This window comes from Ruegeria sp. CH5, assembly GCF_056537025.1.
In genome coordinates this window covers 839,661-858,320 of the sequence record NZ_JBQFQT010000001.1, presented here as the reverse complement: position 1 = coordinate 858,320, position 18,660 = coordinate 839,661, and the positions used below count along the sequence as shown (strand labels likewise).

14 protein-coding genes are annotated in these 18,660 nt (G+C 61.5%); 10 read left to right on the top strand and 4 right to left on the bottom strand.

What is annotated here, in order from left to right; all coding sequences use genetic code 11:
• The first annotated feature begins 182 nt into the window (after nucleotides 1-182).
• On the top strand, nucleotides 183-1,577 hold the full coding sequence (gene lpdA / locus ACR0JC_RS04205; RefSeq protein WP_170338642.1) for a dihydrolipoyl dehydrogenase: 1,395 nt from the start codon (nucleotides 183-185) through the stop codon (nucleotides 1,575-1,577).
• Between the two features lie 157 nt (nucleotides 1,578-1,734).
• Here the strand turns inward: lpdA and ACR0JC_RS04200 are convergent, their stop codons facing one another.
• Nucleotides 1,735-3,120, bottom strand: coding sequence for a dipeptidase (locus tag ACR0JC_RS04200; protein ID WP_170338644.1), 1,386 nt, complete (start codon nucleotides 3,118-3,120; stop codon nucleotides 1,735-1,737).
• A gap of 341 nt (nucleotides 3,121-3,461) precedes the next feature.
• Here ACR0JC_RS04200 and hemA point away from each other — a divergent pair, with 341 nt between their 5' ends.
• The 4 genes from hemA (at nucleotide 3,462) to ACR0JC_RS04180 (ending at nucleotide 7,905) form a co-directional block, all read left to right on the top strand.
• The gene (hemA, locus tag ACR0JC_RS04195; RefSeq protein WP_170338646.1) at nucleotides 3,462-4,685 is read left to right on the top strand and encodes a 5-aminolevulinate synthase; all 1,224 of its coding nucleotides are present in this window, start codon (nucleotides 3,462-3,464) and stop codon (nucleotides 4,683-4,685) included.
• 129 nt (nucleotides 4,686-4,814) lie between these two features.
• Entirely contained in the window at nucleotides 4,815-6,035 is a 1,221-nt protein-coding gene (locus ACR0JC_RS04190; RefSeq protein ID WP_170338648.1) for a helix-turn-helix domain-containing protein, read from the top strand.
• Nucleotides 6,036-6,107: 72 nt separating this feature from the next.
• Entirely contained in the window at nucleotides 6,108-7,229 is a 1,122-nt protein-coding gene (gene ispG, locus ACR0JC_RS04185) for a flavodoxin-dependent (E)-4-hydroxy-3-methylbut-2-enyl-diphosphate synthase (protein ID WP_170338650.1), read from the top strand.
• Nucleotides 7,230-7,509: 280 nt separating this feature from the next.
• Nucleotides 7,510-7,905, top strand: coding sequence for a hypothetical protein (locus tag ACR0JC_RS04180; RefSeq protein ID WP_170338652.1), 396 nt, complete (start codon nucleotides 7,510-7,512; stop codon nucleotides 7,903-7,905).
• Nucleotides 7,906-7,948: 43 nt separating this feature from the next.
• Here the strand turns inward: ACR0JC_RS04180 and ACR0JC_RS04175 are convergent, their stop codons facing one another.
• The gene (locus ACR0JC_RS04175) at nucleotides 7,949-8,707 is read right to left on the bottom strand and encodes a DsbA family protein (RefSeq protein ID WP_170338145.1); all 759 of its coding nucleotides are present in this window, start codon (nucleotides 8,705-8,707) and stop codon (nucleotides 7,949-7,951) included.
• Nucleotides 8,704-10,086 carry a M48 family metalloprotease gene (locus ACR0JC_RS04170; RefSeq protein WP_170338654.1) on the bottom strand — a complete coding sequence of 461 codons (1,383 nt, stop codon included), beginning with the start codon at nucleotides 10,084-10,086 and terminating at the stop codon, nucleotides 8,704-8,706. The genes ACR0JC_RS04175 and ACR0JC_RS04170 overlap by 4 nt, the downstream gene beginning before the upstream one ends.
• Here ACR0JC_RS04170 and ACR0JC_RS04165 point away from each other — a divergent pair.
• From ACR0JC_RS04165 to ACR0JC_RS04155, 3 genes are all read left to right on the top strand, one after another.
• On the top strand, nucleotides 10,085-11,248 hold the full coding sequence (locus tag ACR0JC_RS04165; RefSeq protein WP_170338656.1) for a pyridoxal phosphate-dependent aminotransferase: 1,164 nt from the start codon (nucleotides 10,085-10,087) through the stop codon (nucleotides 11,246-11,248). The genes ACR0JC_RS04170 and ACR0JC_RS04165 overlap by 2 nt on opposite strands.
• A gap of 65 nt (nucleotides 11,249-11,313) precedes the next feature.
• The gene (locus tag ACR0JC_RS04160; protein ID WP_170338658.1) at nucleotides 11,314-12,534 is read left to right on the top strand and encodes an N-acetylmuramoyl-L-alanine amidase; all 1,221 of its coding nucleotides are present in this window, start codon (nucleotides 11,314-11,316) and stop codon (nucleotides 12,532-12,534) included.
• Nucleotides 12,535-12,629: 95 nt separating this feature from the next.
• Nucleotides 12,630-15,119: a penicillin-binding protein 1A gene (locus ACR0JC_RS04155; RefSeq protein ID WP_170338660.1), complete on the top strand. Its 2,490-nt coding sequence runs from the start codon at nucleotides 12,630-12,632 to the stop codon at nucleotides 15,117-15,119.
• Here the strand turns inward: ACR0JC_RS04155 and ACR0JC_RS04150 are convergent.
• Nucleotides 15,113-15,946 (bottom strand): aminoglycoside phosphotransferase family protein, encoded by an 834-nt coding sequence (locus tag ACR0JC_RS04150; protein ID WP_170338663.1) that lies wholly within the window; start codon nucleotides 15,944-15,946, stop codon nucleotides 15,113-15,115. The two genes, ACR0JC_RS04155 and ACR0JC_RS04150, sit on opposite strands and share 7 nt — an antisense overlap.
• Nucleotides 15,947-16,024: 78 nt before the next feature.
• Between ACR0JC_RS04150 and prfB the strand changes: the two genes are divergently transcribed.
• Together prfB and ACR0JC_RS04140 are read left to right on the top strand one after the other, a co-directional pair.
• Nucleotides 16,025-17,152 (top strand): peptide chain release factor 2, encoded by a 1,128-nt coding sequence (gene prfB, locus ACR0JC_RS04145; RefSeq protein ID WP_170338666.1) that lies wholly within the window; start codon nucleotides 16,025-16,027, stop codon nucleotides 17,150-17,152.
• Between the two features lie 105 nt (nucleotides 17,153-17,257).
• Nucleotides 17,258-18,658, top strand: coding sequence for an amidase (locus ACR0JC_RS04140; protein WP_170338668.1), 1,401 nt, complete (start codon nucleotides 17,258-17,260; stop codon nucleotides 18,656-18,658).
• The last annotated feature ends 2 nt before the right edge of the window (nucleotides 18,659-18,660 follow it).

The window sequence follows — 18,660 nt, the reverse complement described above, 5'->3', positions numbered from 1 at the left end:
AAATTCGAACATGGTTGCAGGTCTTTTCTAGCCTTCAAGGGACGCGGGGTATAGGCTGAATACCGCGCGCTCTTGTTTTGATGACCCTGCGTCACATATGTCGCGGGGCAGCATATTGATGCGTTCGAAAAAATAGTTTAACGGTAAACTAGTTTTCAATCGACCTGCGCCGAGAGGTAAACATGGCTGCACAATCCTTTGATCTGATCGTAATCGGTGCGGGCCCCGGCGGCTATGTGGCTGCCATTCGTGCGGCCCAACTGGGCCTCAAGACCGCCGTGGTCGAGCGCGAGCATCTGGGCGGCATCTGCCTGAACTGGGGCTGCATCCCGACCAAGGCCTTGCTGCGGTCGGCCGAAGTGTTCCACCTGATGGAGCGCGCCAAGGATTTCGGTCTGAGTGCGGACAAGATCGGTTATGATCTGGACGCGGTCGTCAAACGCTCGCGCGGGGTTGCCAAGCAGCTGACCAGCGGCGTCGGTCATCTGCTGAAGAAGAACAAAGTCACCGTCGTGATGGGCGAGGCGACAATCCCGTCGAAAGGCAAGGTGACGGTCAAGACCGACAAGGGCACCGAGGAGCTGACGGCGAAGAACATCATCTTGGCCACCGGTGCCCGGGCGCGCGAGTTGCCGGGCCTGGAGGCAGACGGCGATCTGGTCTGGACCTACAAACATGCGCTGCAACCGGCCCGGATGCCGAAAAAGCTGCTTGTTATCGGGTCCGGAGCGATTGGGATCGAGTTTGCCAGCTTCTACAATACGTTGGGCGCAGACACGACCGTGGTCGAAGTGATGGATCGGGTCTTGCCGGTCGAAGATGCCGAGATCAGCGCGTTCGCCAAGAAATCCTTTGTCAAACAGGGCATGAAGATCATGGAGAAATCCATGGTCAAGCAGCTGGATCGCGGCAAAGGCAAGGTGACGGCTCATATCGAAACCGGCGGCAAGGTCGAAAAGCACGACTTCGATACTGTCATCTCCGCCGTTGGGATCGTCGGAAATGTCGAGAACCTCGGGCTTGAGGCGCTGGGCGTCAAAATTGACCGCACCCATGTGGTGACGGATGCATACTGCCGGACCGGGGTCGATGGCCTCTATGCAATCGGCGACATCGCCGGGGCGCCTTGGCTTGCGCACAAGGCCAGCCACGAAGGCGTGATGGTCGCAGAACTCATCGCTGGCAAACATGCCCATCCCGTGAAACCGGAGAGCATCGCTGGATGTACCTATTGTCATCCCCAGGTCGCGTCGGTTGGCTATACCGAGGCCAAGGCCAAGGAGCTTGGCTTTGATGTCAAGGTGGGCCGCTTCCCGTTCATCGGCAATGGCAAGGCAATTGCATTGGGCGAGCCGGAAGGCATGATAAAAACCGTATTCGACGCGAAAACCGGCGAGTTGCTGGGCGCCCATATGGTTGGTGCGGAAGTGACCGAACTGATTCAGGGCTATGTCGTCGGTCGCCAGTTGGAGACCACCGAAGAAGACCTGATGAATACAGTCTTTCCGCACCCGACCTTGTCGGAAATGATGCATGAATCGGTTTTGGACGCCTACGGGCGCGTGATCCACATGTAAAACGGTCTGTCCGCGGGCTGCGGCTTATGGGGGCGGTGCCCCCGGCCGCGTTGCCCGCGACACGCCGGGATACCGCCGGCCGGATGAAGTTCGCATCCGCGCTTCACCCGGCTCGGAGTATCCCGGAGCGCAAGGCAGCGCCTTGCGATATTCGCGGCTATCGGCTCAGAGCGTCCAGAATTCGGGCCCACGAGCGGATCCCTTTGTGAAAGCTCTTCACGTCGTATTTTTCATTGGGCGAATGGATTGCGTCATCGTCGTTGGCATAGCCGACCAACATTGAATCCAGACCCAGGACCGTATTGAAATACCCCACCACCGGGATCGATCCTCCCATGCCGGTGAAAACGGCTTCGCGCCCCCATTCGTCGGACAGTGCGGCGCGTGCCGCTTCGAATTCCGGGCGATCCAGGTTCATGACCGACGCAGGGGAGCCCTCGAGATCATTGTCCCAGACGACTTTGGCGTCAGGAGAGAGCCGGTATTCAACATGCTTACGGATCTTGTCGCGCAGTTTGTCCGGGTCCATTTCACCGACCAGGCGACATGTGATCTTGCAATGGGCCTGGCTGGGGATCACCGTTTTCGAACCGGCGCCGTTGTAGCCGCCCCACAACCCGTTGATCTCCAGCGTCGGTCGCGCCCACTGCTGTTCAAGGGTCGAGTACCCATTCTCACCATGAGGTTGCGTGTAACCCACCGAGTTGAGGTATTCGGCCTCGTCGAAACCACAGTTCTCCCACTGGCGCAGCTGTTCGGCGGGGACTTCGTGGACTCCTTCGTAGAAACCTTCCACAGCGACCCGTCCGGTTTCCTCATCGTAGAACGAGGCAACGATCCGCGAGATTTCCCGCAGCGGGTTCAAGCCGGGGCCGCCGTAATGGCCGGAATGCAGGTCGATGCGCGGACCGATGATGGTGAATTCGTCCTTGAGCATGCCGCGCAGTTGCGATGCGATCGAGGGCACCCCGCGTGATACCATCGAGGTGTCGCAGACCAGCGCCAGATCGGCCTTCAACTCTTCCGTGTTGGCCTCGAGAAATGGGACCAGCGAAGGTGAACCGGATTCCTCTTCGCCTTCGAAGAAAAACGTGATGCGGCAAGGCAGCTTGCCGTTGACCGCCTTCCAGGCGCGGCAGGCTTCGACAAAAGTCATCAACTGGCCCTTGTCATCCGAAGAGCCCCGTCCGCGGATGACCTGACCGTGTTCTGTCTCTTCCAGCGCCGGGTCGAACGGGTCACGGTTCCACAGGTCCAAGGGATCAACGGGCTGCACATCGTAGTGGCCGTAGAACAGCACGTGCGGGGCGTCCGCATCGTCGCCGACATGGCCCACGACCATCGGGTGGCCCGGGGTGGGGTGCTTTTTCGCATCGATCCCGATGCTTTTGAGGTCGTCGACCAACCAGTCGGCTGCCTTGTCCACGTCTTTCTTGAAGGCCGGATCGGTGGAAATCGACGGGATTCGCAGAAACTCCATCAGCCGCTCGATGGAGGCTGAGAGGTCAGAGTCGATTTTGCTCAGAGTGGCGTCAAGCGACATGGGTGTACTCCTGAATGGATGAGATATTGCGGCGGACCCTAACAGCGCTGGCAGCGCCGTCCAGCCCGTAGCGGCGGGAAAACGCGCGTCTGATCGGAAACATTCTGCGCGAAACGGGACGTAACCTGCGTCGTTTCCTCGCGCCTTATGGTCTCAACTTTACTTGTCGCTGCGGGTTCAAGGCGATAATTGATGCAAATCAAAGTTGCGACCCCTGTCTGGGCGTTAGGCAGGAAACCTGAAAATAGGCGCGGATGCGGCCGAAAAATCGGTTATGATACGCATCGGAACACAGCCTTGCCGTGCAATCACCCTGCGGCGGGGTCACGAAGGAGGGTCCTTTGGACTACACTGCTCAGCTCGACTCAGCGATTGCCAGGCTGCACGACGAAGGCCGTTACCGGACCTTCATCGACATCGAACGCCGCAACGGACATTTTCCCCATGCCGTGCGTACGCGTCCGGACGGGTCACAGCAGAACATCACCGTCTGGTGCGGCAACGACTATCTTGGCATGGGGCAGCACCCCGTCGTGCTGGCGGCGATGCACGAGGCGATCGACGCAGCCGGAGCGGGCTCTGGCGGGACGCGCAACATCTCGGGGACGACCGTCTACCACAAGCGGCTCGAGGCCGAGCTGGCCGATCTGCACGGCAAGGAAGCGGCCCTGCTGTTCACCAGCGCTTATATTGCAAATGACGCCACGCTAAGCACGTTGCCCAAGCTGTTTCCCGGGCTGATCATCTATTCCGACGAACTGAACCACGCTTCGATGATCGAAGGCGTGCGCCGCAATGGCGGGGCCAAGCGGATATTCCGCCACAATGACGTTGAGCACCTGCGCGAGCTGCTGCAAGCCGACGACCCGGCGGCGCCGAAGCTGATTGCGTTTGAGTCGGTCTACTCGATGGATGGCGACTTCGGTCCGGTCGAACAGATCTGCGACCTAGCCGACGAATTCGGCGCGCTGACCTATATCGACGAAGTGCACGCGGTTGGGATGTACGGCCCGCGCGGCGGCGGTGTGACTGAGAGAGACCGCCTGGCGCATCGGATCGACATCATCAATGGCACTTTGGCCAAAGCCTACGGCGTGATGGGTGGGTATATCGCAGCAAGCGCGAAGATGTGCGATGCGGTCCGTTCATATGCGCCGGGCTTCATCTTCACCACCTCGCTGCCACCATCGGTCGCCGCCGGTGCTGCGGCCTCGGTGGCGTATCTCAAGACAGCGCCCGAACTGCGTGAGCAGCATCAGACCCGAGCCAAGATCCTCAAGCTGCGACTGAAGGGTCTGGGCTTGCCGCTGATCGATCACGGCAGCCACATCGTTCCGGTGATCGTGGGCAACCCGGTGCACACCAAAAAGCTCAGCGACATGCTGCTGGACGACTACGGGATCTACGTGCAGCCGATCAATTTCCCAACCGTTCCTCGGGGGACGGAACGTCTGCGCTTTACGCCTTCGCCGGTTCATGGACCCAACGAGATGAACCGTCTGGTCCAGGCCATGGACGAACTTTGGTCACATTGTGCGCTAAATCGCGCCGAACTTGCTGGTTAACCTAACGCCGACATGTGCAACTTGTTTGCCGCGTGTTAAGCTTACGCTAACAAAAGTAGCGGACGAATCGTTATGGGGATGATTCGCCGTTAGCGTGAAACACGCGATGGGCAGAATGGGGCAGCAGGAATGATTGGGCGCAGAACACAGCGCAATTCCGAAGAAGACGTGGACGTCAGGCCCAAGGGGTTCGACGACTACGAAGTACGGCTTGGAGACGTGATGCGCGGTGAGCGCGCGACGATGGGCAAGTCTCTTCTCGACGTACAGCGCGAACTGCGGATCAAGGCCAACTACATCGCTGCCATCGAGAATGCCGATCCCGACGCATTCGACACACCCGGCTTCATTGCCGGGTACGTGCGTTCTTACGCCCGCTATCTGGGGATGAACCCTGACGACACTTTCGCCGCGTTCTGCAAGGAAAGCGGGTTCGAAGTGGCACATGGAATGTCCGCACAGGCATCCGTGGTCAAAAAATCGGTCGGGGACCTTCCGAACCGTGGCCCGATGGGGCGCGATCCGTTCATTTCGCCGAACACGCCCTACATTCCCGGCCGCGAGTCCGTGTTCAGCCAGATCGAGCCGCGTGCCGTAGGCTCGTCGCTTGTCCTCCTCGCGCTGATTGCCGGGATTGGGTACGGCGGTTGGTCGGTTCTGAACAAGATTCAGCAGGTTCAGGTCTCGCCCGTCGAACAGGCCCCGGTCGTGCTGTCCGATCTTGACCCGCTGTCGGCCATCCGGACCGAGTCCGGAACGACCGAGGTTGCGGCCGCTGAAATTCCCAGCCCCGAAGCGCTGGACCGTCTTTACCGCCCCCAAGCACTGGATGTACCGGTGATGGTTGCGCGGGATGCCCCGATTTCCACACTCGATCCGCGGACCGTAGGAACTTTCCGTCCGCCCGAAGTCCCGGAAATCGCGCTGGCCGAAATTCATACTGTTGAAAGAACTGCCGCGACCCTTCCGCAGGTGGTCGAGAAGGTCGACACGTCGCTGAAAATCGTCGCGGTCGAACCGGCCTGGATGCGGGTCACCGCAGCGGATGGCAGCGTGATCTTCGAAGGCACGTTGGGAACCGTCGAAAACGGCAAGAGCTTTGAGGTTCCCCTGACGGAAGAGCCACCGCAACTGCGGGCCGGTGCGTCGGGCAACGTGTATTTCTCGATGAACGGCGAGCTCTATGGGCCGGCCGGTGCACCGGGAACCGTCGCCAAGGGTGTGGTTCTGTCCAAGGACGCGGTGGCCGAGACTTATGCCGTGGCGGATCTTGAGGCTGAGCAAAACATTGCGCTCAAACAGCTGGTGGCCGAGCTTCAGACACAATCCGCCGAGGCGCCGGCAGAGTGATCTTACCATTGCGGCGGGCTTGCCCCCGGACTATCTAAAGGCCAGACCCCAGGCTGACGCGGATCCGTTTTCATGTCTCTGAACCATGTGCGCCCTTGGCGCGACATCTATCGCCGCAAATCCCGCCAGATCATGGTTGGCAATGTCCCGGTAGGTGGCGACGCGCCGATTGCCGTTCAGACTATGACCAACACGCTGACGACCGATGTCGCCGCAACCGTGGCGCAGGTACAAGCTGCGGCAGAGGCGGGGGCTGATATCGTGCGCGTTTCGGTCCCGGACGAGGCGTCGTCGAAGGCGTTGAAAGAGATCGTGCGCGAAAGCCCGGTGCCGATCGTGGCGGATATCCATTTCCACTATCGCCGCGGCATCGAAGCCGCCGAGGCCGGTGCCGCCTGCCTGCGCATCAATCCCGGAAATATCGGCGACGAGAAGCGGGTGAAAGAGGTCATCAAGGCCGCACGCGACCATAATTGCTCGATCCGCATCGGCGTGAACGCGGGCAGCCTGGAAAAACACCTGCTGGAGAAATACGGCGAGCCGTGCCCCGAGGCGATGGTGGAAAGCGGGCTGGAACATATCCGCATTCTGCAGGACAACGATTTCCACGAATTCAAGATCAGCGTGAAGGCCAGCGACGTGTTCCTGTCGGCCGCGGCCTATCAGGGCATCGCCGAGGCCACCGACGCCCCGATCCATCTGGGCATCACCGAGGCCGGTGGGCTGGTAAGCGGTACGATCAAATCGGCCATCGGGCTGGGCAACCTGCTGTGGATGGGGATCGGCGACACGATCCGCGTCAGCCTGTCCGCCGATCCGGTCGAAGAGGTGAAAGTCGGGTTCGAAATCCTCAAATCTCTTGGCCTGCGCCATCGGGGCGTGAACATCATATCGTGCCCCTCCTGCGCGCGGCAGGGGTTCGACGTGATCAAGACGGTTGAGACGCTGGAAAAGCGGCTGGAACACATCAAGACGCCCATGAGCCTGTCGATCATCGGCTGCGTCGTGAACGGCCCCGGCGAGGCCCTGATGACCGATGTCGGTTTTACCGGTGGCGGCGCAGGCTCGGGCATGGTGTATCTGGCGGGCAAGGCCAGCCACAAGATGTCGAACGAACAGATGATCGACCACATCGTCGAGCAGGTGGAAAACAAGGCGGCTGAGCTGGACGCTGCTGCAGAAGCTGCGGAGTAGTACTTTAACTTCGATCCGGAACTAATTCTTCATAAGCCATTTTTAGGACCATTTTCTCGGTATCAATCGCGATACCAACTGACATGGACCGGAGTTCGATTCTTTGAAACCAATGCCTTTCGTGACGGCGTTTGCTGTCGTCCTTCTTTCTGCGTGCAGCAGCCCCTCTACCGGGTCGGACAAACGCCCAGGTTTCTTTAGTGTTCCAGTTCCGCAGTCTGCACCGGGGACGCAACTTGGGTATATGTCGGTGCATGTGTCCGGTTTCGGAAATGACGGAGTGACGACTCGCGCAGACGTCCGGCTCAGCCCGGGTGGAACCGGCAAGCCGCGGGGCCGTTTGACCCCGATCATGAATGTCGACCCGCAGCTGGCGTCTCGGGTCGCGGTATCTTTCAAAACCGGTCAGGATGCCCAGGCGGCCTATGATTTGGCAAAACAGATCGCCCGGGCGACCTACTGCCCAACCGGCCCAATTTCTGAAAACACCGGTATTCGCAAATACGACAATCCCCAGGACCTGCAGGCAATTCTGGCTGAAAGCAAACGGCAGGGGCGTGACGTCATTCCATCAGGCATTCGTGGCAAATCCGTGCCGGCGACCCAATTCAGAAAAACTGGAACTCCGACTTGGGTCGTGTCGATGAAATGCGACGCCCCGTATCCATACGACTAGGGCGTCGTTTCAACGGGGCGGCGATCAGGCCGCCCCAGCTGCTTCAGCCGCGTTCAGCCCGCACACCGTCAGCGATCTGTTTCATCTGATCTGCAGGCAGGAAGCCCCGCAGCATCTCGGTGCCCAGAACAAAGGATGGGGTGCCCGAAATCCGCATGCGCTGTGCCAGTGCCCGCGTCTTGGCAATTTCTTCGGTCACTTCGTCGCTGTCCATCGCCGCAAGGATGGCGTCACTGTCCAGTCCCAGCCCGTCCGAGATACGGCGCAGCGTCACCTCGGAAGGCTCGCCCGTGAATTCCAGCAGGGCGTCATGGACTTGCTTGTACGCGTCATCCCCGGCGACCTGCTTGGTGGCGATGGCAAAGCGCGACGAAAGAACAGACGCATCGCCCAGAATTGGGAATTCCTTAATGATCAGGCGGATGTTGCCATCCTCGGCCAGCAGCGCGTCCACTTCGGGGACCGCGCGGCGGCAGTATCCGCAGCGGTAGTCCATGAACTCGACCAGGGTGATGTCGCCGTCCGGGTTGCCACCGACCCAGCTATAGCCGTCATTGAACAGCTCGTCGGCGTTTTCTGCGATCAATTGCTGGTCGGCCTGTGCTTCGGCGGCAGCGTTGCGCTGCTCCAGTATGTTGATCGCCTCGAGAATGACTTCGGGATTTTCCAAGAGGTATTCCCGCACTTGCGCTCCGAACTCTGCTCTTTCGGATTCGGTCATCGAGGACAGATCCAGCGCATTGGCCGGACCGGCAATCAGGGAAAGCCCCAGAAGGGCAGGTGCTGCGTGTCTGAGGATCATTTCCGGTTCCTTTTCGATTTCTCAGCTTGTTCTGCGGCAATCAGCACATCCTGTGCCCGTTGCCAACCCGTCGAGCCTTCGGGCAACTGACCGATGGCTCGTCTTGCGTGAATTCCGGCATCCAGCAGACGCCCCTCAAGAGCGAAACGTTCGGCAGTGACGGCAGATGCCATACCGTTGTTGCCGACCTTTGAATAGGCCATTCCCAGATCCTGCATCAGGCGGCCGTTCCGGTAGTCGCGGGCGCGTGCGCTTTCCAACACCTGCAGGGCCTTTTTCGTCTGTCCGTCAGCAAGCAGCGCGCGCCCGTAGCCTGCCATGATCAATGCGTCGGTCGGAGCCAGCTCGGACGCCTTGGCATAGGCCGTGACCGCCTCCGAGACCCGAAGGTTCTCCAAAAGGATCTGCCCCTTCAGTTCGTGATAGAACGGATCGTCAGGGCGGATCGCCAGCGCACCATCAATGGCCGCCCGCGCAGCCGAAAGGTTGCGGTTCTGATGATGGGCGGCGGCCTCGCGCATCAGGCGAATATCCTGCGCCGTTTCTTCCTTGGCCCGCCGCAGGGTCCAGCCGGGAGAGCGCAGAAACGCGGACAGCTTGCCCTTGACTCGCGCAAACCAGTAGTCGGCATTCGGGTTAGACTTCGCCCGATCCCCGAACTGGTACAGAAATTCCTCGGCAGCGCGCAGGCGTTCACGGCTGGTCGGGTGCGAGCGCATATAGGGGTCCTGATTGATCTCGCTCAGCAATTCCTGGCCTGCGAATTTGCGGTGCAATTCGACCATGCCGATGGGAGAAATCTCGGCCCAACGCAGGTAGCTGGCGGCGCTGCGATCCGCCGAGGATTCTTCGGCCCGCGTGTGGCCCAGAAAACTGCGGATTGCGGCCCCTTGGGTGCCGGCGGCAATGCCCGCGGCGGCCTCTCCGCCGCCCGCAGCGGCGGCAATCAGAGCCAGCGCGGTGCCAAAACCGGCCGCGCGTTGAGCCGCCCGAAGGTTCTCGGCCCGGCGGGCAAGGTGCCCGTTGGCAATATGGGCCGCCTCATGCGCGATCACGGCCTGCAGCATCTCGGGGCTGTCGACCGTCAGGATCAGTCCGTGGTTCAGGTAGATCGTGTTGTAGTCGATGACGAACGCGTTGAACGTCCCGTCCTTGACGACCATCACCCGCACGCGGTTGGTGTTCAGGCCGGCGGCGCGCAAGATCGGAAAGGCCAGTTCGCGCAGCCCGTGTTCGATATCGGGGTCGCGGATCAGGCTTTGCGCGTGGCTTTGTGCGACGGTTGCGATCCACAGCGCCACCGCCAGCAGAAATGCCGGGATTGACGCCAGCCGGGATCCGCGTTCAAAAGCCATGGTCGCAACATGGGAGATGGGCATGCGAAACTCAACCCGGTCGGGCGTTGATCCCTTCATCGTGATGGACGTGATGGAGGCCGCGCGCCGCGCCGAAGAGGCCGGGCGCCACATCATCCACATGGAGGTCGGCCAACCCGGAACCGGCGCCCCGCAAGGCGCGCTGGAGGCGCTGGCCGACGCGATGCGGCAAGGCCCGCTGGGCTATACCGTCGCGCTGGGTCTGCCGGCGCTGCGGCAACGCATCGCACGGATGTACGGCGAATGGTACGACGTCGACCTGAACCCCGATCGGGTGGTGATCACTCCCGGATCCTCGGGCGGATTCCTGCTGGCCTTCACCGCGCTGTTCGACAGCGGTGACCGGGTGGGGATCGGCGCGCCGGGATATCCGTCCTATCGGCAGATTCTGCGGGCGCTGGGTCTGGTGCCGGTCGATCTGCCGACCGCACCGGAAAACCGCCTGCAACCGGTGCCACGGGATTTTGCCGGGCTCGACCTGCAGGGGCTGATGGTGGCCTCGCCCGCGAACCCGACCGGAACCATGCTGGACCACGCCGCCATGGGCGCGCTGATCGAGGCCGCGCGGGGGCAGGGGGCATCGTTCATCAGCGACGAAATCTATCACGGGTTGGAATACGAGGCCAAGGCGGTCACTGCGCTGGAATTGACCGACGAGTGTTATGTCATCAACTCGTTCTCCAAGTATTTCTCGATGACTGGCTGGCGTGTCGGCTGGATGGTGGTGCCCGAAGATCAGGTGCGCGTGGTCGAGCGCATCGCCCAGAACATGTTCATCTGCGCGCCCCATGCCAGCCAGGTCGCCGCGCTGGCCGCGATGGATTGCGAGGAGGAGTTGCAGGGCAACCTCGCCGTCTATCGCCGCAACCGCGACCTGATGCTGAAGGGCCTGCCCGAGGCCGGGTTCACCAACATCGCGCCACCCGACGGGGCGTTCTATGTCTATGCCGATGTCTCGGACCTGACCGACGACAGCCGCGCCTTTGCCGCCGAGATCCTGGACAAAGCCGGCGTCGCCGCGACGCCGGGGCTGGATTTCGACCCGGTACGCGGCCACACGACTCTGCGCTTTTCCTACGCCCAGTCGACCGAAGACATCGAGCAGGGCCTGGAACGGCTGCGCAGCTTTATGGCGGATCGCCGGACGGCGCAGAAGTCGGCCTGAGGCGTTCACAAAGCGGCCACGCTGCGATAGGCTCCTGCCAAACGATCTCGGGAAAACTTGAGGCCATGAGCAGGATCTTCTTCGTATGTGCGCTGATTTGGGCGCTGGCCGGAGCCGTTTGGGCGCAGGAATTCAACGCCTTGGCGCGGGTCCTGCCCGAGCAGAGCCGGATCACTGACGGCAAGGGTGCGGGGGTGACGCTTGAGCTGGGGCTCAGTCAGGGCGTCCCGTATCGCGTTTTCACGCTTCAAGACCCTTACCGTATGGTCATCGATTTCCAGGAGGTCGACTGGAGCGGCCTTGATCGGGCCAAGCTGTTGCAGACCCGTCGGATCAGCGGGGTCCAGTTCGGCGCCTATGTGCCCGGATGGTCCCGGATGGTGCTGGATTTGGGGGCGCCCTTGGCCGTCGATAAGGCGGCCATGCGCGTGGACCCCGACAGCGGGGCCGCGGTTCTGACGCTGAATCTGAAAGGTACGGATTTCGACAATTTTGCCGCCAGCGCGGGTGCGCCGCGCAATCCGGGCTGGGATTTGCCTGCGCCTGCCGTCACGCCCCCGGTCGTGCCGCGAGATGGCGAAAGACCGCTGCGCGTGATGCTGGACCCGGGGCATGGTGGCATCGACCCCGGCGCGGAATCGGGTGGCGTTAACGAAAAAACCCTGATGCTCACGTTTGCGCGCGAACTGCGGGAACACTTGCTGCGCGCTGGCGGATACGAGGTCGTGATGACCCGGGTGGACGATCACTTCGTGTCGCTCGAACGCCGAATATCTCTGGCCCATCGGGCAAGCGCCGATGTGTTCATTTCGTTGCACGCGGATGCATTGTCCGAAGGGCAGGCTCATGGGGCCACTGTCTATTTCCTCTCCGATGAGGCCTCGGACGTGGCCAGCCAGAAACTGGCAGAACGGCACGACCGCAGCGACCTGATCGCGGGTATCGACCTGAGCGGCTCGGACGACCAGATTGCTGACGTTTTGCTGGACATGGCACGGCAGGAGACCCAGCCGCGCTCGGAAGCTTTGGCCCATGCGCTTGCGCACGGCATGGGGCAGCAGGGCGGCCCCATGAATCGGCGCCCGATCCGCAGTGCGTCGTTTTCCGTCCTCAAGGCTGCCGACATTCCCTCGGTTCTGGTCGAGATCGGATTCATCTCCAGCCCCAGAGACTTGAAAAACCTCGTAAATCCCGAGTGGCGCATCGGAATGGCGCAAGGAATTCACCAAGGTCTTGAAGCCTGGCGCCAGCAGGATCTGATCCGCCGCGGCTTGATTGGGCAGTGACCCTGCGGCGCAAAGTGGCTAGAATGCGCCCGTGTGTTTTGACCCTTGGGTGCAGCGACACTATATAGGCGTCACCGCGAACAAAAGGCAGCAACGTGATCCGGTTCATTCTTTCGATTTTCGGGGCGGTTTTCAGCCTCGTCACCTTGGGTATTTTCATGGTCGCGCTGGTGATTGGCGCGGTCTTCTGGATGTATGGCCGCGACCTGCCCAGCCACGAGTCGCTGGCCCAGTACAAACCGCCCACCATCAGCCGTATCTATTCGGGCAAGGGTCAACTGATCGACGAATTCGCGCAGGAGCGCCGCCTGTTCACCCCGTCCGAAGAAATCCCGGACCTCGTGAAGCACGCGTTTATCTCGGCGGAAGACAAGAACTTCTATTCGCATCAGGGGTACGACCCGCGCGGGATCATCGCAGCCGGGATCGAGGCGGTCCAATCCAAGGGTGAGACGCTGCGCGGCGCGTCGACCATCACCCAGCAGGTGATGAAGAACTTCCTGCTGTCCGGCGACCGGCGGGTCGAACGCAAGATTCAGGAAATCATCCTCGCGACCAGATTGGAAAAAACGCTGAACAAGGAACAGATCCTTGAGCTGTATCTCAACGAGATCTTCCTTGGCCAAAACTCCTACGGCGTGACCGCCGCTGCGCAGACGTATTTCAACAAGACTTTGCAGGAACTGGCCCCGCATGAGGCCGCGACGCTGGCTGCGATGCCCAAGGCGCCTTCGGACTATCACCCGGTGCGCCAGAAACAGCGTCTGTTGGATCGCCGCAACTACGTGCTGCGCGAGATGTATCAGAACGGATATATCGATCAGGCAACCTATGAGACTGAAGTGGCGCAACCGCTGCGTTCGGTTCAGAACGGTGATTTCGAAAGCTTCCGCACCGCACTGCCACCGCGCGACTATTTCACCGACGAAATCCGCCGCCAGCTGAGCGAGGACTTCGGCGAGGGTGAGTTCTTTACCGGTGGTTTCACCGTCCGGGCCTCGGTTGACGAGGAGATGCAGGTTGAAGCCGCACGCGCCCTGCGCGAGGCGCTTCAGAAATATGACCAGTCGCGCGGCAAGTGGCGCGGCACGGGTGAAACCATCCCCGAGGAAAAACTGGCAGACGAAGCGCAGTGGCGCGAAGCTCTGGCGATCATGGAAATTCCGCGGGACGTGGTGCTGCCCACGCAATGGTACCCCGCGGTGGTGCTGGATGTGGCCGATCAGCAGTTGACGGTAGGGATCGAGAACGGTCCGGCTGACGGCATCATCCCGCGCAGCGACATCAAATGGATGCAGGGTGACTTCAAGGCAAACTTCAAACGCGGCGACGTGATCCTGGTCGTTGCCGGGGAAGAGGGCCAGTGGTCCGCCCGTCAAGTTCCCGAGGTCCAAGGCGGCTTCGTGGCGATGGATGTGAACTCGGGCCGCGTTCTGGCGATGCAGGGCGGGTTCTCGTACCAGGACTCGGTGTTCAACCGGGCAACCCAGGCGCAGCGCCAACCGGGATCGGCCTTCAAGCCTTTCGTCTATGCGGCAGCACTGGACAGTGGCTACAGCCCAGCGACCATCGTCGTAGACGCCCCGATCGAGGTGAACACACCGCAGGGCTTGTGGACCCCGAAGAACTCGACCAACAAATTCTACGGGCCGACGCCCCTGCGCACCGGGATCGAGCAGTCGCGAAACCTGATGACCATCCGACTGGCGCAAGAGGTTTCGATGCCGGTGGTTGCGGGATACGCGGAGCGGTTCGGTGTGTATGACAACATGGGTCCCTACCTGGCCAATGCGCTGGGGGCCGAGGAGACGACGCTCTACAAGATGGTGGCGGCCTATGCGATGTTCGCCAACGGCGGCGAGCGGGTCGAACCGACTCTGGTCGACCGGATCCAGGACCGGTTCGGCAAAACGATCTATCGGCATGATGACCGGCAGTGCCTGGATTGCAACTCCAGCTGGCTGGAGCCCGACGCCTCACCCACGATCGTGACCGACCGAGAGCAGGTGATGGATGCAATCACGGCATATCAGCTGACGTCGATGATGAAGGGCGTGGTTGATCGCGGCACCGCGTCTCGTGTGGTCAATCTGCCGGTTCCGACGGCTGGCAAGACCGGTACGACCAACGAATCCAAGGACGCCTGGTTCATCGGCTTCACCTCGAACATCGTTGCCGGGTGCTACATCGGGTATGATCGCCCGCGCCCGATGGGGCGGGGTGCTTACGGCGGCACGCTGTGCGGTCCGGTCTTCCAGAGCTTTATGGAAAAGGCCGTCGAGAAATACGGCGGCGGTCCGTTCGAAGTGCCGCCGGGTGGGCACTTCATCAAGATCGACCGTTTCAGCGGTGCCCGTCTGCCGGATGACGCATCGGGTGACTATGTGGTGGCCGAGTATTTCCGTGATGGCGTCGACGGGTTCATCGACCGTGTCTATGACGGTGGTTTTGCGATGGGGTCCGATCTGCCGTTGTTCGAAGAAGTGACCAATGGCGGGCGCCAGGTCCAGACCTCGACCGGGCAGACCATCATCGTGGGGCCCAAGGCCAGCCAGGGCGATCTTCAGGGCGGCGGACTTTACTGATCTGCAGCGCTTAGAAACAGGCGCAGCAGATCGGCCTCCGGGTCACTCTCGACCGATCCGCCGGACCGCCAGCATATGGACAGGGCGCATTTGGCCGCCGCCCATCGGGCCAGACGCGCCCGCGAAACATTCATCGCCGCGGCGTACAGATTCAGGCACGCGGAAATCTGCCCATCTTCGCGCACAAGGTCCGGCATGCCTTTCGGGTGCCGCAGCGCATTTGCCAGTTCGAACGCCGGATCTCCGACATAACCCTTGGCATCGACCACGCGCGGGCCGGATGCAGTCAGGATGACATTGTCGGGGTGCAGGTCTCCATGCAGGGGGAGATGCACGGGCTGCGTCTGCAGCAAATCCTGAGCCAAAGCTATGGCGCGCCGCATATCGGTTTGCAGGGGCCGCGTACATTGATCGGCAAATCCGACGTCAAAAAGCGGTGCAAACACTTGCTCCAAAGGCCTCAGCCCGCTCACTTCGACAATCGGATCAGCATGCAGGTTCCGCGCCGTTTCAGCCAGTAGTGTCAGGGCGTCGGCCACGTTGCCTGCCCGTGCAAGATCGCCGAGGGTCGGACCCTCGAGCCACTCCATCATGACCGCCCGGCGGCCCTCGGCCAGGATCGCGACGGCGCCCCGGTTGCGCCAGGCAGCCAGCAGGCGGCATCCCGGCGCCTCGTTGCCCCGATCGGCACGGCGATAGAGTTTGAGCGCAACTTCAGACCCGTCCTCACGTTTGGCCCGCCAGACACGCGCCGCGCCGGTATCCACCACCAGCCGCGGGTCGGCCAGATGCCATTTCTTCAGGAACTGCTCCGGTCCGTGCTGCATTTGCCTTTCGGGTCATCTTGTGGTGGCCTGAACCTCTTGCTATCACGCAGGCCTGATTGAGCAAGTTGGGACCTGACCATGCGCGCCGAAATCCAGAACATCGTGGCCGAGATCCAAAAATCGCTGGAGCTGCTGGCCCAGCGTATGGACTATGAAACCGCGCCGCACCGGCTGGAGGAGTTCAACGCCCGCGTCGAGGATCCCAACCTGTGGGACAACCCCGAAAACGCGCAGAAGCTGATGCGCGAACGGCAGGTTCTGGTCGATGCGATCGAGACCTACGAGTCGATCAAGACTGATCTGAACGACAACATCGAACTGATCGAACTGGGCGAGATGGAGGGCGACGAAGAGGTCGTCAAGGATGCCGAAGAGGCCCTGAAGAAACTGCGCGACAAGGCGGCCGAAAAAGAGCTCGAGGCGCTTCTGGACGGCGAGGCCGACGCCAACGACACCTTCCTTGAAATCAACGCGGGCGCCGGGGGCACCGAAAGCTGCGACTGGGCCTCGATGCTGGCGCGGATGTATGTCCGCTGGGCCGAGAAAAAGGGCTACAAGGTCGAGCTGCAGTCGGAAACTCCGGGCGAAGAGGCGGGGATCAAGTCGGCGGCCTACAAGATCTCGGGCCATAACGCCTATGGCTGGCTGAAGTCCGAAAGCGGCGTGCACCGGCTGGTCCGCATCTCGCCCTATGACTCGGCGGCTAAGCGGCACACGTCGTTCAGCTCGGTCTGGGTCTATCCGGTGGTGGACGACAATATCGAGATCGAAGTGAACCCGGCCGATATCCGCGTCGATACCTACCGGTCCTCGGGGGCGGGCGGTCAGCACGTCAACACCACCGACTCGGCGGTGCGGATCACCCACATCCCGACCGGCATCGTGGTGACCAGTTCGGAAAAATCGCAGCACCAGAACCGCGACATCGCCATGAAGGCGCTGAAATCGCGCCTGTACCAGATGGAACTGGACCGCCGCAACGCCGAGATCAACGCCGCGCACGAAGCCAAGGGCGATGCCGGCTGGGGCAACCAGATCCGGTCCTATGTCCTGCAGCCCTATCAGATGGTCAAAGACCTGCGCACCAGCTACGAGACGTCGGACACCAAAGGGGTCCTGGACGGTGATCTGGATGCATTCATGGCAGCCACTCTGGCCCTCAAGGTCTCGGGCAAAAGCCGGGCCGAGGCGCAGTCGGACGACTGATGCCGCGCAGTTGAACTGCGTGGAAAAGATATATCCAAAACACCGGGTTTAAATGCACACATGGGGTCGCTAGGCTGAGCGCAAGCAAAGCCCGGACGTAACCCCATGAACCTAAGCGATACTTCAGCCGCTGATCTTCTCGAGAAACTCGCGACAGGGCATTTGTCAGCCGCTGAGTTGATGCGCGCGACGCTCGACCGGATTGCCCAGGTGAACGGGCAGGTCAATGCAATCGTCGCGCTGCAGGACGAGGATGTGCTTATGGCACAAGCCCGGGCCGCCGACGAAAAGTCGGGCCGCGGGTCGCTTCATGGGCTTCCGATTGCCGTCAAAGACCTGGTCAATGTGGCTGGCATCGCGTCGACCCAGGGGTCGCCGGTTTTTCGCAATCACGTCCCAGCCGTCGACGACCTGATCGCAGCACGGTTGCGGGCTGCCGGGGCTATCCTGATCGGAAAGACGAACACACCGGAGTTCGGGTTGGGCTCGCACACCTTCAATCCGGTCTATGGCGCAACCCGGAACCCATACGATCCGGCCCGATCCTGCGGTGGGTCGTCGGGTGGCGCAGCGGTGGCCTTGGCCACTGGGATGGTCGCGCTGGCGGATGGGTCGGACATGATGGGCAGCCTGCGCAATCCGGCCGCGTGGAACAACGTGTACGGTTTCCGGCCCAGCTGGGGCCGGGTTCCCTCGGAACCACAGGGTGATTTGTTCCTGCACCAGCTCTCGACCTTGGGACCGATGGCCCGCAGCCCGCAGGATATCGGACTATTGCTGGATGTGATCTCTGGCCCCGATCCGAGGCAGCCTTTGAGCGTTCCCTGCGAACCCGTCACCCCATTGTCTGTCGAAAGCCTGGAGGGGATGCGGATCGGATGGCTGGGCGATTGGGGCGGCGCATTCCCGACTGAGGAAGGGATTTTGACCCAATGCAGCAACGAGTTGGCGATTTTTGAGGGACTTGGCGCAACCGTCGAGGACGTACCGCCGCCCTTCGATGCCGAACGCCTGTGGAACAGCTGGATCACCCTGCGGTCGTGGAGCGTAGCAGCAAGTCTGCTGCCCTTGGCCGACCGAAAAGACGCCCTGAAGGACACCGCGCAATGGGAGCTGGAGCGAGGTCTGGCCCTGACAGCGATGGAGGTCCATGCAGCCAGCGTCACCCGTTCGGATTGGTACCGTCGGGCGGTTGAACTGTTCGCCGAGTATGATGCGCTGGTGTTGCCGGCAGCTCAGGTGTGGCCGTTCCCTGTGAATCAGCCGTATCCGCGCAGCATTGGTGGGGTCGCGATGGACACCTATCATCGCTGGATGCAGGTGGTCACACCGGTCAGCCTGATTGGTCTGCCCTGCCTTTCGATACCGGCGGGGTTTGGCCCCGGAGGACTGCCGATGGGAATGCAACTGTTCGGGCCGCGCGGCAGCGACGCGCAACTGCTGGCTTTGGGGGCCGCCTATCACGCCGTGACGCATTGGCCGCAAAAACGCCCGGCCATGGCCTGAGG

Bases quoted from the DNA above. Each gene is read 5' to 3' on its own strand.
- ACR0JC_RS04165 (WP_170338656.1), top strand. From the start codon at position 10,085: ATGCGAAACTCAACCCGGTCGGGCGTTGATCCCTTCATCGTGATGGAC.
- ACR0JC_RS04190 (WP_170338648.1), top strand. From the start codon at position 4,815: ATGATTGGGCGCAGAACACAGCGCAATTCCGAAGAAGACGTGGACGTC.
- ACR0JC_RS04175 (WP_170338145.1), bottom strand. From the start codon at position 8,707: ATGATCCTCAGACACGCAGCACCTGCCCTTCTGGGGCTTTCCCTGATT.
- ACR0JC_RS04170 (WP_170338654.1), bottom strand. From the start codon at position 10,086: ATGCCCATCTCCCATGTTGCGACCATGGCTTTTGAACGCGGATCCCGG.
- lpdA (WP_170338642.1), top strand. From the start codon at position 183: ATGGCTGCACAATCCTTTGATCTGATCGTAATCGGTGCGGGCCCCGGC.
- ACR0JC_RS04160 (WP_170338658.1), top strand. From the start codon at position 11,314: ATGAGCAGGATCTTCTTCGTATGTGCGCTGATTTGGGCGCTGGCCGGA.
- ispG (WP_170338650.1), top strand. From the start codon at position 6,108: ATGTCTCTGAACCATGTGCGCCCTTGGCGCGACATCTATCGCCGCAAA.
- ACR0JC_RS04200 (WP_170338644.1), bottom strand. From the start codon at position 3,120: ATGTCGCTTGACGCCACTCTGAGCAAAATCGACTCTGACCTCTCAGCC.
- ACR0JC_RS04150 (WP_170338663.1), bottom strand. From the start codon at position 15,946: ATGCAGCACGGACCGGAGCAGTTCCTGAAGAAATGGCATCTGGCCGAC.
- prfB (WP_170338666.1), top strand. From the start codon at position 16,025: ATGCGCGCCGAAATCCAGAACATCGTGGCCGAGATCCAAAAATCGCTG.
- ACR0JC_RS04140 (WP_170338668.1), top strand. From the start codon at position 17,258: ATGAACCTAAGCGATACTTCAGCCGCTGATCTTCTCGAGAAACTCGCG.